Below are 13664 nucleotides of genomic sequence, written 5' to 3'. Positions count from 1 at the left end.
GTCAGGGCCGCACCGCATGGTCCGCGACGGTGATCTCCGCGGCCATGTGACCGTCGTCCCCGAGGTCATCATGGGCGAGCGCGATGCCCAGCCGTTCGCTGACGACCGCGGTCACCTCCCGCAGCGCGTCCCGGACGGCAAGGGGCGGGAGGGCCAGCTGTTCCGCGATCTGACCCGGCGTCCGCCCGTCGTGGTGGCGCAGCAGCGCTACCGCGCGCGTCTGGGGCGGCAGCGCCAGGAGGGTCTCTGCGAGGCGGGCATCGTCGTCAACACCGTCGGGGGCGGCATCGGTCCGCTCGGGCCGTCCGGCCGATGTGCTGGCAGGCTCGGCCTCGCCCTGGTCCGCGGTGCGTGGCGGGGACTGAGAGACGGTGCCGCTGTCGTGGCCCGGAGGCGCGTAGGGGTTGGCCTGTCCGTGGACCGCGTGCTTGGCTGCGGAGGGCGCCGCCGCCGGCTCGTCACTCCTGTGGTCGACGCCCGCTTGATCGGTCGAGGGCGGCGCGGGCGCGAACTCACGCGCACGGGCGAGGAACTGGGCCACGATGGCCCGGCGGACGTGGAGCTCGGCCTCGCCCGGACCGCTCAGCCGGCGAGGCCGAGCGAAGGTGCGCCGGAGTGCGGAGGCGACCAGCGCATCGGCCGTGTCGCGGTCGCCGGTCAGCAGGCTTGCGTACGCCAGCAGGGCAGGAAAGCGTGGCCCGGCGAGCTCGTCGTAGAGCCGAGTCCAGCGTCTCATCGTGGGGGGTAGGCGCTCGTCAGTCGTCGTCCGACCGCGCGGCGCGTACCAGCAGCACGATTCCCGTCACGACGGCGGCCGTGGCGAGCAGTGTGAGGATGGTGGACCGCGCCGACGGTCCCGTCCGCAGCCCGACTGGCTTCTTGAACGTCAGGGCGCCCCACCCGTGCAGGGCGGCGGCGCGCCTGAGCGCGCGGTCGGGATTGATCACGAACCCGTAGCCCACCTCGTTCAACAGTGGCGCGTCAGTGATCGAATCGGAATACGCGTACGAGCGGGACAGGTCGTAGCCCTTGTCCTCGGCCAGCTGGCGGACCGCGTCGGCCTTCGCCTCGCCGTAGGCGTAGAAGGTGATGTCGCCCGTGTAGAAGCCCTTCTTGACGCCCAGCTGCGACGCGACCACGGCATCGGCACCCAGGAGTTCGGCGATGGGTTCGACGATGTCGGAGGCCGAGGCGCTGACGACCACGACGTCGCGACCGTTCGCCTGGTGACGCCGGATCAGCTGGAGGGCCTCTTCGTAGACCACCGGGTCGATGTAGTCGTGGATGGTCTCGGCGACGATGCGCTTGACCTTCTCCACCTCCCAGCCCTTGATGAGGTCGCTGAGCGAGTCCCGGAGCCGGTTGGTCTGGCGCTCGTCTGCGCCCCCGACCAGGAACAGGAACTGTGCGTAGGCGGTGCGCAGCGCGTGCGTGCGCGTGACGAGGCCTCCGTCGTAGAACGGCCTCGAGAACGCCATCGATGAACTGGTCGCGATGATGGTCTTGTCGAGGTCGAAGAACGCCGCTGTGGGCTTCGACACCTTCTGGCCGGCCATGGCACCTCCTCTGACCGCAACCCTAACCAACGCGGCCGACATTCGACACCCGGCGGCCGTCCCCAGACGGCACGTTCACCCGAACGTTCCCCACCACGGCAGCCCGGCCGACGCGCGGGTGCGGTCCGGCGTTCACGCTGGCTCGTGTGACGGGGAGAGCGGAGGGCGCAGACGAGGGCCGGGGGGAGGCCTCCGAGCATCGAGACCCCGCGGCGATGGCGTGGGCGGGCCCGCTCGCTCTGCTGCTGCGCACCCCGGGGGTCACCGATGTGCTGGTGCACCGTCCTGGCGAGGCGTGGGTGGACCGCGGGCTCGGCCTCGAGCGCGTCGACGTCGCATTGCACGACGCCGATGCGGTGAGGGCGCTCGCGGTCCGGCTCGCCGCGGCGGGGGGCCAGCGGCTCGACGACGCGAGCCCCGTCGCCGATGCCCGCCTGCCCGACGGCAACAGGCTGCACGCCGTGCTGCCGCCGGTGTCGCCCGGGTGTGCCGCGATCTCGTTGCGGGTGGTGCGCTCCCAGGCGCTCACCCTCGCGGATCTTGCCGCGTCCGGCGCGATCGATGCGCGCACGGCGGCGCTGCTCGCGCGCATCGTCCGAACACGGCTGTCGGTGCTGGTGTGCGGCGCCACGGGAAGCGGCAAGACCACGCTCATGGCATCCCTGTTGTCGCTGGCGGCGCCGCACGAACGCATCGTCGTCATCGAGGAGGCGGGCGAGATCGCCCCCGCCCACCCCCACGTGGTGCGGCTCGTGGAGCGGCGCGCGAACGTCGAGGGCGCGGGTGCGGTGGGCCTGGCCCGATTGGTCCGGGAGGCGCTTCGGATGCGTCCTGATCGGGTGGTGCTGGGGGAGTGTCGAGGGGCCGAACTGCGAGAGGTGCTGTCCGCGTTCAACACGGGACACCGCGGCGGAATGACCACCATCCACGCGAACTCCCCGCGAGACGTGCCGGTCAGGCTGACGACCCTCGGCGCTCTCGCGGGCATGCCCGCCGCCGCAGTCGAGGCTCAGGCTGCCGCTGGATTGGACGTGGTGCTGCACGTCTCGCGGGCAGGCGGCGTGCGACGGCTCACCGAGGTGTGCGTGCTGCGCTCGTGCGACCCGGGACTCGAGGTCGCCGTGGCGTGGGCCTGGGATGCGGAGGGCCGCTGGCGTGCGGGTCCGGCGTGGGGCGACCTGGCGGCGGCACTGGGGGATACGGCCGATGCGGTGGGTTAGCCGTCGAGGTCAGACGGGCGCGGTCGGCGGGGCCTCGGTCGACGTCTCGTTGCTGTTCGCCGATGCGATCGCGCTGCTCGAATCGGGCCTTCCGCCCATCCGCGCGTGGACGCTCGCGGGGGTGCCGGTGGACTCCAAGGGCGTGCCGCTCGCGGATGCTCCCGTGTGGAACGGGGGCCGCACGGCGGCGCAGTCGGTGGCGGCAGCCTGCACTCTTGCGCGGGACACGGGCATGCCGCTCGCGAGGGTGCTCGCTCGGGTGGACGATGCTGTCGCGCGAGACCGCGATGCGCGTGACGCTGCGGAGGCGCAGCTCGCGGGTCCGCGGATGAGCGCGCGGATCCTGCGGTGGCTGCCGCTCGTGGGTGTGGGGCTGGCGGCAGCGGTCGACCCAGGCGCTCTCGGCCTGCTGATCGCGTCCCCGCTGGGGTGGGCGATGCTGGGCGGCGCCGGTCTGCTGACCTGGCTCGGGTCGTGGTGGATGTCGCGGCTGGTGAAGGCGGCCACCGTGTCGGCCTCGGAGGGGCTGCCCGTCCCGGTGGTGCTGGCCCTGGTGGACGCCGCGCTCGCGGCCGGTCTCGACGTGTCGACGGCCCTGGCGCGCACCGCCGACGCCGCCGACCCCCGCACCGCCGGGCCGCTGCGTGCGCTCGCGGCCGCGCACGCCTACGGCGGGACCGCCCCGGACCTGGAGGGGCCGCTGGTCGAGGCGCTGGCCCGTCCCTTGGCGCTCGCGCAGTCGGCCGGTGCGCCCGCCGGGCACGGCCTTCGTGCGGCGATGGTGCGCCTTGATCGGGACGCGCGGCGTGATGCGGCGCGGTCCGCTGGCGAGCTCGGTGTTCGCCTGGCGCTGCCGCTCGCACTGTGCCTGCTGCCGGCCTTCGCGCTTGCGGGCGTGCTGCCGCTCATCGTCGCGGTGGTGGTGGGCGCGGATCTGGGGTCGCTCGACGTGCCGACACCGGCGAGCGTGGCACCGACACCGCCACCCCCACCCTGACAGCGGTGCGTGGACCCTTGTCCCCAACTGGCGCCGAGCGTGGCGGGTCCACCATTCGATGGTGGCGCCGATGCGGTGCACTCCGCGGTCCATCAGCGTGGGGCATGGGCGGCGAGGGTCGCGGTCCGGAAGGGATGACGATGGACACGTGGATCGATGAGCGCGAGGGCCGGCACTGGGACCCGCGCGACGACGACGGCATGGCCACCACCGAGTACGCGCTCGTGACGGTCGCGGCTGCAGCATTCGCGGGCGTGCTGATCGCGCTGGTGCGGTCGGAGGAGGTGCGGGAGCTGCTGGCGGGGATCCTGCGCTCGGCGTTCGGGTGAGCGCGGTGGCGCCGCGGCGGGGGCGCTGGTCCGGTGATCGCCAGGCCGGGACGGTGACGGTGGAGCTCGCGGCCGCGCTGCCAGCGGTGGTCATCGTGCTGGGGCTCGTCCTCGCCGCCGTGGGGTGGGCGCGCATGGGCGTCGTCGCGACCGAGGCGGCGTCCGTAGGCGCACGGATCGCCGTCGTCGAAGGCGCGGATGCGGCGCGGGCCGAGATCGCACGGGCGGTGCCCCAGGCGGTGGTGGGAGTCGATGCCACCGGCGAGAGCGTCCGGGTCACCGTGCAGATCGACGGGCCGGGATGGCTGCCGGCCGCCTCAGCGACCTCCGTGGCACGCGTGTCGCCGTGACGCTCACCCCGGGCGACAGGAGGACGTCTGACAGCGGGAGCGCCAGCATCCTGACGCTCGCCCTGGTGATGGTGGTGGTGATGGTGGGTGCGGTGATCGTGGCGGGTGCGGCGGCGTCTGCGGTGAGGGTCGCGGCTCAGCACGCCGTGGACGAGGCGGCGCTGGCGGGTGCGCACGCGGCGCGGGGCGAGCGGGCGCTCGGACGGGATCCTGCGGCTCGCGCGTGTGCCGCCGCGACATCTGCCGCGGGTGACAACGGTGCGCGCACCCGTCGGTGCGCGGTGGAGGGCGCCGTGGTCACCGTGGAGGTGTCGCTACGGCGGGGTCGCATCGAGGCGAGGGCGACCGCGGTGGCTGGCCCTGCGCACGCGGAGTCGGGATGACCGGCGCCGCGTGCGCGACCGTGTGTGGACCTACGAAGCCGAGACGTTGATCGTGCCGAGCGACGTCCACGCCTGGAGCTCGAGCCACTCGCCCTGGTCGGGGGCCGGGGCGATCGTGATGTCGGGCTCGATCTGCCCGTCGATCGTCAGTTCGGAGAAGCCCGCGGCACCGGAGTCACCGCCGCCGAATCCGAAATCCTCCCGCGGCACGCCGCCAAGGGTGGTGTCCCCGGTGTCCGGCCCCACCAGCGCAGAGTCGTTCAGTTCGGGCAGCGGCTGGGGGTCCTCGTAGTACACGGGCGGGTAGGCACTCGAGAGGCTGAGCGACTGCATGGTGAGCACGGTGTAGGTGCCGGGCTCCACCTCGGTGCGACCCGACTCGGAGTAGCACCCGTTGATGTCCCGCCACAGGAACTCACCCTCCAGCGACTGACCGGGCTCGAGAGCGCCGCCGTCACTGGGCGCGATCATCATGTCGGTGGCTGCATCGCCACCCTCGGCGGTGCGCGCAATCCCGATGCCCTCGTCACGGAGGCTCACCGGGAACCCTTCCGCCACCACGCGGCCGTCCTTCACCAGGAATAGCTGTGGCTGTGGGCTCACCTGTCCCGGGATCGTGTACTCCGACGCGTTCTTGACGGTCGAGGACACCAGCGGGTTGCCATCCACCACGAACCCATAGCTCACGTCGATGCGCGCAGGCAGGTCCACGTCCGTGGACAACAGGTCTATCACGGCCGAGGTCGCAGGGAACGACGCACCCTCCTTGCCGTCCCACGAACAACCGAAGAAGTTTGCGGTCCAGTCGTCACCGCTCGATGCCGAGTCGTTCACCTTCACCCATCGCTGCGAACCCGGCGCCATGTCCCAGGCCCCGTCGACCCGATTCGCTTCGAACATCTGGCGAGCGACATCCGGCGTCAGGTAGCCGTCGGGGAGCGGTTCAGGGTCGATGGGTTCCGGCAGCGGCACCGGTTCCACCGGGGTGTCGCCGTCGAGGTACGCCGCGAACGGGTCGTCCACCGGCTCACCATCGATGGTCAGGTCGAGCGGCTCGGCGGCGACGCGGAAGAGTTCCGGCATCGCCGGCGCGGGAAGCGCGTCATCGCTGGAGGCCGAGCTCTCGTTTGACGCGGGATCTCCTTCAGATGCGGTGCCGTCGCCGTCGATCGACGCGTCCGGTTCGGCCGTCGGCTCCGTGGGGGCGGCAGGGTCCGCTGCATCGTCCGCGTACGCCAAGGTCCACGCCTGGTGCACCTCGTAGTCGCCGGCAGGCAGCGGCGCGCCATCCCAGCAGTTCACCGGGTCGAGCTGGGTCGACTGTTCGAGGGTCGAGAACTCGGTCGCCGGGTCGAGCCGCTCGTACACCTCTTCCTCCGGGAGCATGGGTTCGTCCGCCGGGCCGTACTGGATCGGCGTGTCATTGACGGATCGACCGACCACGATGCCGTCCCACGTCACGACGTAGTCAGATCCCGAGATCAGGTCCACGGGACGGCTCGCTTCGAGGGTGCTGGGCAGCCAGATCTCGGAGCCGTCCACCTCGGGCGCGCTCACCGTGTAGGTCACGCCGGACGAGTCTCCCCATGCCCACGCGCCGTCGTCCGCGGCGAACTCGGTGCCGCACATCCATTGTTCGGCGAGACGCGTGCCGGCGGCACCTCCGGCGGAATCCTCGGCCGCCATCTCCGGAAGGTCGGCGCCTCCCATCGCCGCCGCGTCGGAGGCGGACTCGTCGCTCGTCCCCACGCCGAGCGGACCGATGGCGCCCACGGCGACCACCGCCGCCGCCCCGACTCCCACGAGTCCGTTCGCACCCATGCGCAGCGCCCGCTCGCGCTTGACCCTGCCCGCCGCGTGGGCGGTCGAGACGTGCATCTGCTCCACCGGCGCGCGGTCCGCGGCGCCCCTGAGCGCGTCTGAGAGCTTCATGACTCATTCCTTCCGTGCGTGCGGGGCGAGTCCACCGGGGTCTCGTCCGCGTCAGCCTGTGGTGCGTCCTCGAGCGGGCCGAGGGCGAGCTGCATCTGCGTCATCCCGTCGCTGAGGTAGCGCTTGACGGTGCCTTCGGCGATGCCGAGCGCCCGTCCGATCTGCGGAACCGTGAGGTCGTCGAAGAACCTCAGCACCACGCACGCCCGGACGCGTGGAGGAAGGGTGGCGAGCGCATCGGACACCTCCGAGCCCGCCTCCACTTGGCCGAACTCATCAGGCGCGAGCCGTTCCGGGCGGAACAGGTGCTGCACCCGTTGCCAGCGCTGACCGCGTCGGTACTGATCGACATAGATGGTGGTGATCGCACGACGCACGTAGCTCTCCGCCTTGACGGCGGTGAGGCCCGCGCGCTCTTTGGAGAACGTGCGCACCAGGGCGTCCTGCACCAGGTCCTGGGCCTGCACGGGGTTGCCGCACACCAGATACGCATAGGACAGCAGGGCGCGCTCCCGGGTGCGCACCAGCTGATCCATCGTGTCCTGCCACTGAGACATGACCCCTCCGGTCCTCGACTATTGGTTCCGCTGCAGTATCGACGTACAACTGGTCGCCACCGTTGGGTGGCATCGCGCCCCGCAGACCATCGTCGCCTAGACTCCCCGAATACTGATCGACCGCGCGACAACGTCGTCGCCGCGGCGCGATTCGTCAAGGAGGACGAATGCATCACGTGGTCAACCCCGCCGTCGAGGTCGGAAGTTCCAGCCTCACCATCGTTGCCATCATCGGAGTGATCGGTGCCGCCGCCCTGGTCTTCTCCTATGTGCTGCGACAGCAGGTGCTGAGATCCGCGGACGGCTCGGACAAGATGCGTGACATCGCCGGTGCGATTCAAGAAGGGGCGTCGGCGTACCTGAGCCGGCAGTTCCGCACGCTGCTGCTGTTCGCCGCAGTCGTGTTCGCGTTGCTGTTCCTCCTCCCGGGAGACACGGGAGTGCGCATCGGCCGTTCGATCTTCTTCCTGCTGGGAGCCGGGTTCTCGGCGACCATCGGCTACATGGGCATGTGGCTCGCGGTGCGTGCCAACGTGCGGGTGGCGCACGCGGCCACCCAGCCCGGCGGGCGCGTGGAGGGCGCGCGCATCGCGTTCCGCACCGGCGGCGCCGTGGGGATGTCAGTGGTAGGCCTCGGCCTGGTGGGCGCCTCCGCGGTGGTGTTCTTCTACCGCGGCGACGCGGCAGCAGTGCTGGAAGGCTTCGGCTTCGGGGCAGCGCTGCTCGCCATGTTCATGCGCGTGGGCGGTGGCATCTTCACCAAGGCGGCCGATGTGGGGGCGGACCTCGTCGGCAAGGTCGAGCAGCACATTCCTGAGGACGACCCGCGCAATGCCGCGACCATCGCGGACAACGTGGGCGACAACGTGGGCGACTGCGCCGGCATGGCGGCCGACCTGTTCGAGTCGTACGCCGTGATGCTGGTCGCCGCGCTGATCCTCGGCAAGGCCGCGATGGGGGAGCAGGGCCTCGTGTTCCCGCTCATCGTGACCGCCATCGGAGCATTCGTCGCCGCGATCGGCGTGTTCATCACCAAGATCCGCAAGGATGAGGCCGGCCTCGCCGCGATCAACCGCGGCTTCTACACCTCCGCTGCGATCGGCGCCGTGCTCGCTGCCATCGCCGCGTTCGTGTACCTGCCCGCCTCGTTCGACGAGATCGGCACCGCCGCACTCGAGGGCGTCACCGGGGACCCCCGGATCATGGCCACGGTCGCCGTATTCGTGGGCATCGGCCTCGCGGGGCTGATCCTGTGGCTGACCGGCTACTTCACCGATACGGGGTCCAAGCCCACCAAGCGCGTGGCAGAGACCTCCCGCACCGGCGCCGCGACCGTGGTGCTCTCCGGCATCGGCCTGGGGCTGGAGTCCGCCGTCTACACCGCGACGGTCATCGCGGGCGCCGTGGTGATCCTGTACTTCGTCGCCGGCGGCGTGATCACTCTGTCCCTCTTCCTGGTGGCGCTCGCCGGCTGCGGGCTGCTCACCACCGTGGGCGTGATCGTGGCCATGGACACGTTCGGCCCGGTGTCCGACAACGCGCAGGGCATCGCCGAGATGTCGGGCGAGGTCGACGCCGAGGGTGCTCAGATCCTCACCGACCTCGACGCCGTGGGCAACACCACCAAGGCCGTCACCAAGGGCATCGCGATCGCGACGGCCGTGCTCGCCGCCACCGCGCTGTTCGGCTCCTACTCCGATGCGGTGAGCCAGGCGATCGCCGACGCCGCCGCATCGGCCACCGACTTCTCGTACGAGGTCATCAACCCACTGACGCTGGTGGGCGTGATCATCGGCGGCGCGACCGTGTTCCTGTTCTCGGGGCTCGCCATCGATGCGGTCACGAGGGCCGCCGGCGCGATCGTGTTCGAGGTGCGCCGCCAGTTCCGCGAGTACCCGGGGATCATGACCGGCGAGGTGCGGCCCCAGTACGGCCGCGTCGTGGACATCTGCACGCGCGACAGCCTGCGCGAGCTCGCGACGCCCGGCCTGCTCGCCGCGATGGCGCCCATCTTCGTGGGCTTCGGCCTGGGCGTGGGTGCGCTCGCGGGGTTCCTCGCCGGCGCCATCGGCACCGGCGTGCTGATGGCCGTGTTCCTTGCCAACTCAGGCGGCTCGTGGGACAACGCGAAGAAGATCGTCGAGGACGGCCACCACGGCGGCAAGAACTCGCCCGCACACGAGGCGACGGTCATCGGCGACACCATCGGCGACCCGTTCAAGGACACCGCTGGCCCGGCCATCAACCCGCTCATCAAGGTGATGAACCTCGTCGCGCTGCTGATCGCCCCCGCGGTGGTCATGACGAGCTACGGAGACGACGCGAACCCGTGGCTCAGGTGGGGAATCGCCGGCCTCGCCGCCGCGATCGCCATCGTGGCCGTCGCCGGTGCGTCCCGCCGCTCGCACGCCTCCGACCTCGAAGGCGTGGCGGACCGCGCGGTGGCGTCCGAGGGCCATCACGAGCCGTCGCCAGGTGACTCGGCGCAGGCTGCCATGGACCCGGGGGCCACGGCAGGCTCCGACGACCGCGGCTCGCACTAGCCGCCCGGACGCACGTCAGGGCGGGCGACCATGCGATCGCCCGCCCTGACAATGCTCTCGCTACTCGGAGGGAGAGTACGAGAACTCGGGGTTTCCGACCGTCTGGAACCAGTCCCGCACCTGCTCGGTGTCCTCGGCGAAGGTCAGTGCCAGTTGAAGCAGCACGCGGGCCTTCTGCGGGGTGAGATCGAGTCCGCCGATGACATCCGGCTCGCCGGTGTCGTAGATCGAGCCCGATCCAGTGCGCGTGGTGCTCACGAACACCGTGCCATCGTCAACCCCGGCCTCACGCGCCTCCGCTTGGGTCGACGAGATGCCGCCGGCGCCGTGCCCCGCCGTCACAATGCCGTCCACGCCTGCCTCGACAAGGGCCTCGATCGGCACCGGGCTCGCCTCGACGTAGCTGAAGACGATCTCCGCGCTCGCGAGGTCCTCGAACTCGACCGTGCTCAGGTCGAAGGGGGTGAACCACTCGTCGGTGCCGCATGCCTCCACTCGGCCGGGCGCACGCATGTGCCGCTGGTTCGAGCCGTCGATTGTGCCGAGAGCGCCGTAGCGTCCGCCACTGAATGTGTCGGGACGCCACGCGTCTGTCTTGGTGACCTCGCGAGCCGCGAAGTACTCGTCGGCCATCAGCATGACGGTGCCGTAGCAGTAGGTCTCCTGGCTCGCTGCGAGACGGATCGCATTGAACAGATTCGCTTCGCCGTCGAATGAGAAGGTGTTCGACTGACGCATGGAACCCGTGAAGACCACGGGCTTCTCTGACTGCACGGTGAGGTCTGCCCAGTAGGCGATCTCCTCCATGATGTTCGTGCCGGTGTTGACGACGACAGCGTCCACCGCGTCGTCGGCGAGGATCTCATCGAGCTGACCGGTCATGTCGAACAGCTCACGTGTCAGCGTGCGCGCCGAAGAGCCTGGAATCGCGCCGTCCACGATGGTGATGTCTGCGACCTCGGCGATTTCGGGCTGGATGCGGTCCAGGATGTCGACGATGCCGTTGGGGACGCCATCGCCTCCGTACTCGGTGTACTCCGCAGGGCCGACCGCGGTCGAGGTGATGGTGCCGCCCCCGTCGAGAATCACGACGTTGGGCATGTCGGTCGAGTCGTCGACTGCCTCGAGAGAGGCGACCGTGGTCTCTTCTGCGGCGGGTTCGTCGTCGGAGGAGCTGCAGCCAGAGACGACGAGGGCGAGTCCGGCGACGGCTGCAATCCGGACGAGTGTGGTGCGTGAATTCATGGAAGGAGGTCCGTTTCTTCAGGTCTCTCTGGGGGAAGAGACATCGATCAATCCGCGCGGTACGCCGTGGGGCGTGGAGCCAGGCTAGGGGCGGAGCCAGGAGTGCTGCTCGCGAGCGTCGATGCGGCAACACTTGAGTAATGTGCCTGGTAATTTGCGATTGCGGCGTCTTGGTGCTGCGGCCGTTTCCGGGTCCCGCTTCCCCCGCGCGCGCACTGAGCGTGCGTGATCAGCAGGCTCGACGGCCGGGAGGCACGAGCCGCGAAACACGGCCGAAACCGCCCAAACGTACGTTTGCCCCATGCTCCCCGATGCGATCGTTCCACTCGAGCGTTCACCGTCTGCCGCCGTCGGCACCGCCAGCCACCGGCGGGCGGTGCGTGCCGTCGTCATCGGAAACGCGCTTGAGTGGTACGAGTTCGGGATCTACTCGCTGCTCGCGGTGTACGCGGGCCGAGCCTTCTTCCCCGAAGCCAGCGAGCTGACAGCACTCCTCGCGGCATGGGCATCCTTCGGCGTCGCCTATCTGGTGAGGCCCATCGGTGGCACGCTTCTCGCGCATCTCGGAGACGTCTGGGGTCGCCGCCCGGCTCTGCTCGTGTCTGTCACCTTGATGGGAATCGCCACGGGCCTGACGGGACTTGTGCCCGCGTACGCGACGATTGGCCTGATAGCGCCAGCCATCGTGGTCATGCTCCGCCTGATCCAAGGAGCCGCAGCGGGCGGCGAGATGGCGCTCGCCATCGTGTACCTCCGTGAGACTGCTGCGCCCGGCCGGGCGGGGCGGACCGTGCGGTGGCTGGCTGTCAGCACGTACGGCGCCTCGGTGCTCGGCGGAGGAATGGTGGCCGCGCTTGCGTGGCTCCTTGGTCCCGACGCGATGTATGACTGGGGGTGGCGCATCCCCTTGCTCCTCGCCTTGCCGCTGCTCGTCGTAGTCCTGTGGATGCGAGCGCGGGCCCCCGAGACGCCCGAGTTCCGTGCCATGGGCGGTGGTCACCAGGGCATCGCGACCGCCATCCGCCAGAACGTCCCTGGCCTGGTGACGATGGTGTCCGTGGGCATGGTCTACAACGTGACGGCCGGCGCGCTGCTCGGCGGCTATCTCACCCACCTGCACCTCGCGCGCCTGTCCGATGCGCCCGCGCACCTCGTCAGCACACTTGGCATCGCCACCGTGGTGGCGACGTGCCTGGTCAGCGGTGCGGCGATCGACAGGCTGGGGCGGCGCCGGGTGCTTCGCGCGGGAGCCGGCCTCCTCGCGGTGGTGGCGTTTCCTGCGTTCGCGTTGGGCAGCAGCGGCAACCTCCTCCTGTCGCTCGCAGGCGCTGTGATGCTGGGCGTTGCCGCCGGGGCGATCGTGACGCCCGCCTACCTCAACGTCGCCGAGTTCTTCCCAGTGCAGTCGCGGGCCGGCCTTGGCGCGCTGGGATACAACTGCGCGACCGTGGTGGGTGGGCTCACGCCTGCTGGGGTGCTTCTGCTGCGCCAAGAGACCGGCATCACCTGGGGATTCCCGGTCGTGCTCACCGCCACGGCCATCATCGCCATCGTGGTGAGTTCGCTCTCGATGACCGACAGCCCCGTGAGCGAGGCCGACGAATGATCGACCTCACGGCCGTGCGCTCGCTCGTGGCCGTCGTCGAGACCGGTTCGATCGCAGAGGCCGCGCGCGAGCTCGGCTACAGCGCGTCGGCGGTCTCCCGGCACGTCACGGCCCTGGAGCGTCACCTGGGAGTGACGCTGCTGCGCCGTGGCGCGCGGGCATCACAGGTCCTGCTGGCGGCGCGCATCGTGGCAGATCACGCCCGGCTGCTGCTCGAGGAGGAGGCGGCATTTCTCGCTGCCGTGGAGGAGGTGCGTGCCGGGTCCGAAGGCGTGGTGCGCATCGCCTACACGCGGGCGGCCGCGACAACGATCGTGCCTTCCGCGATGGCGATCATGCGTCGCTCATATCCACGCGTTCGCGTCGATGCCGCTGAACGCGATACGGACGACGAGGTGACCATGCTGCTGGAGCAGGGTCGAGCCGACGTGGGGCTCGTGTGGGGGTTTCCCGAACCGGAGGCATCCGACCTGGAGTTGACCCCCTTGCTCGACGAGGCGCTCATCCTGCTCACGGCCGCAGACCGCTCAGACCTGCACGTTTCACCACTCGACCTGGCAGCTCTCACTCACGAGCCACGCATCTCGCATACGGTCCACCGAGGTTCGCCACCGCGAGTGGACCAGATGTTCGAGGACCACGGCCTGCGCCCGCCCGAGGTGGTGTACCGCGCCGCGGATCATGCGCAGTTGCACGGGATGGTGCGTGCCGGGCTCGGCATCGCTCTGGTGCCCAGTCTAGGGATCGTGGACGTGCACAGCGGTGTGTGGCGGTCGGTCGTCGCGGAGAGCTTCCGCGTGACCTACATGGCCGCTCGCGCCGACGTCGCGGACACACGGCACGTGGGTGCGATCACGCGGGCGCTCGCTTCTGCTTCGAAAGGCCTGGACTCGATCGAGCTGACGTTCGTCGGCCCCGAGTCGCCCCGCTGAAGCGGCGGCGAGCA

At 70.4% G+C, this 13664-nt stretch carries 13 protein-coding genes; 8 read left to right on the top strand and 5 right to left on the bottom strand.

What is annotated here, in order from left to right; translation table 11 throughout:
• Position 1: 1 nt before the first annotated feature.
• Together AOP72_RS11420 and AOP72_RS11415 are read right to left on the bottom strand one after the other, a co-directional pair.
• Positions 2 to 736, bottom strand: coding sequence for a SigE family RNA polymerase sigma factor (locus AOP72_RS11420; RefSeq protein WP_062136475.1), 735 nt, complete (start codon positions 734 to 736; stop codon positions 2 to 4).
• A gap of 19 nt (positions 737 to 755) precedes the next feature.
• Positions 756 to 1556 carry an HAD family hydrolase gene (locus tag AOP72_RS11415; RefSeq protein WP_062136470.1) on the bottom strand — a complete coding sequence of 267 codons (801 nt, stop codon included), beginning with the start codon at positions 1554 to 1556 and terminating at the stop codon, positions 756 to 758.
• Between the two features lie 146 nt (positions 1557 to 1702).
• On the opposite strand from AOP72_RS11415, the gene AOP72_RS11410 reads away from it, so the two are divergent.
• The 5 genes from AOP72_RS11410 (at position 1703) to AOP72_RS11390 (ending at position 4835) form a co-directional block, all read left to right on the top strand.
• Positions 1703 to 2776, top strand: a complete 1074-nt coding sequence (locus AOP72_RS11410; RefSeq protein WP_238581665.1) for a TadA family conjugal transfer-associated ATPase — start codon at positions 1703 to 1705, stop codon at positions 2774 to 2776.
• Complete coding sequence (locus AOP72_RS11405) at positions 2763 to 3773, top strand: type II secretion system F family protein (RefSeq protein ID WP_152650365.1); 1011 nt, start codon at positions 2763 to 2765, stop codon at positions 3771 to 3773. The genes AOP72_RS11410 and AOP72_RS11405 overlap by 14 nt, the downstream gene beginning before the upstream one ends.
• Before the next feature lie 140 nt (positions 3774 to 3913).
• Positions 3914 to 4102: a DUF4244 domain-containing protein gene (locus AOP72_RS11400; protein ID WP_062137240.1), complete on the top strand. Its 189-nt coding sequence runs from the start codon at positions 3914 to 3916 to the stop codon at positions 4100 to 4102.
• A 53-nt stretch (positions 4103 to 4155) separates the two neighbouring features.
• Positions 4156 to 4452 (top strand): hypothetical protein, encoded by a 297-nt coding sequence (locus AOP72_RS11395; protein ID WP_193746414.1) that lies wholly within the window; start codon positions 4156 to 4158, stop codon positions 4450 to 4452.
• The gene (locus AOP72_RS11390) at positions 4449 to 4835 is read left to right on the top strand and encodes a pilus assembly protein TadG-related protein (RefSeq protein WP_084631928.1); all 387 of its coding nucleotides are present in this window, start codon (positions 4449 to 4451) and stop codon (positions 4833 to 4835) included. The genes AOP72_RS11395 and AOP72_RS11390 overlap by 4 nt, the downstream gene beginning before the upstream one ends.
• 30 nt (positions 4836 to 4865) lie before the next feature.
• Here AOP72_RS11390 and AOP72_RS11385 read toward each other — a convergent pair whose 3' ends face one another.
• On the bottom strand, positions 4866 to 6767 hold the full coding sequence (locus AOP72_RS11385; protein ID WP_062136455.1) for a hypothetical protein: 1902 nt from the start codon (positions 6765 to 6767) through the stop codon (positions 4866 to 4868).
• Positions 6764 to 7324 (bottom strand): sigma-70 family RNA polymerase sigma factor, encoded by a 561-nt coding sequence (locus AOP72_RS11380; RefSeq protein WP_084631772.1) that lies wholly within the window; start codon positions 7322 to 7324, stop codon positions 6764 to 6766. Before AOP72_RS11380 ends, AOP72_RS11385 begins: the two co-directional genes overlap by 4 nt.
• 167 nt (positions 7325 to 7491) lie before the next feature.
• On the opposite strand from AOP72_RS11380, the gene AOP72_RS11375 reads away from it, so the two are divergent.
• Complete coding sequence (locus tag AOP72_RS11375; RefSeq protein ID WP_084631770.1) at positions 7492 to 9867, top strand: sodium-translocating pyrophosphatase; 2376 nt, start codon at positions 7492 to 7494, stop codon at positions 9865 to 9867.
• A 60-nt stretch (positions 9868 to 9927) separates the two neighbouring features.
• On the opposite strand, the gene AOP72_RS11370 is transcribed toward AOP72_RS11375, so the two are convergent.
• On the bottom strand, positions 9928 to 11112 hold the full coding sequence (locus AOP72_RS11370) for an asparaginase domain-containing protein (protein WP_062136452.1): 1185 nt from the start codon (positions 11110 to 11112) through the stop codon (positions 9928 to 9930).
• A 301-nt stretch (positions 11113 to 11413) separates the two neighbouring features.
• On the opposite strand from AOP72_RS11370, the gene AOP72_RS11365 reads away from it, so the two are divergent.
• Positions 11414 to 12718, top strand: a complete 1305-nt coding sequence (locus tag AOP72_RS11365) for an MFS transporter (RefSeq protein ID WP_062136449.1) — start codon at positions 11414 to 11416, stop codon at positions 12716 to 12718.
• Positions 12715 to 13650 (top strand): LysR family transcriptional regulator, encoded by a 936-nt coding sequence (locus tag AOP72_RS11360; protein ID WP_062136446.1) that lies wholly within the window; start codon positions 12715 to 12717, stop codon positions 13648 to 13650. The genes AOP72_RS11365 and AOP72_RS11360 overlap by 4 nt, the downstream gene beginning before the upstream one ends.
• The last annotated feature ends 14 nt before the right edge of the window (positions 13651 to 13664 follow it).

Source organism: Demequina aestuarii, assembly GCF_000975095.1.
Classification (GTDB): Bacteria; Actinomycetota; Actinomycetes; order Actinomycetales; family Demequinaceae; genus Demequina; species Demequina aestuarii.
This window is presented reverse-complemented; position numbering and strand designations above follow the sequence as displayed.

Excerpts from the sequence above, each read along its gene's own strand:
- AOP72_RS11405 (WP_152650365.1), top strand. The coding sequence starts at position 2,763 with ATGCGGTGGGTTAGCCGTCGAGGTCAGACGGGCGCGGTCGGCGGGGCC.
- AOP72_RS11380 (WP_084631772.1), bottom strand. The coding sequence starts at position 7,324 with ATGTCTCAGTGGCAGGACACGATGGATCAGCTGGTGCGCACCCGGGAG.
- AOP72_RS11385 (WP_062136455.1), bottom strand. The coding sequence starts at position 6,767 with ATGAAGCTCTCAGACGCGCTCAGGGGCGCCGCGGACCGCGCGCCGGTG.
- AOP72_RS11370 (WP_062136452.1), bottom strand. The coding sequence starts at position 11,112 with ATGAATTCACGCACCACACTCGTCCGGATTGCAGCCGTCGCCGGACTC.
- AOP72_RS11375 (WP_084631770.1), top strand. The coding sequence starts at position 7,492 with ATGCATCACGTGGTCAACCCCGCCGTCGAGGTCGGAAGTTCCAGCCTC.
- AOP72_RS11360 (WP_062136446.1), top strand. The coding sequence starts at position 12,715 with ATGATCGACCTCACGGCCGTGCGCTCGCTCGTGGCCGTCGTCGAGACC.
- AOP72_RS11420 (WP_062136475.1), bottom strand. The coding sequence starts at position 736 with ATGAGACGCTGGACTCGGCTCTACGACGAGCTCGCCGGGCCACGCTTT.
- AOP72_RS11415 (WP_062136470.1), bottom strand. The coding sequence starts at position 1,556 with ATGGCCGGCCAGAAGGTGTCGAAGCCCACAGCGGCGTTCTTCGACCTC.
- AOP72_RS11365 (WP_062136449.1), top strand. The coding sequence starts at position 11,414 with ATGCTCCCCGATGCGATCGTTCCACTCGAGCGTTCACCGTCTGCCGCC.
- AOP72_RS11400 (WP_062137240.1), top strand. The coding sequence starts at position 3,914 with ATGGACACGTGGATCGATGAGCGCGAGGGCCGGCACTGGGACCCGCGC.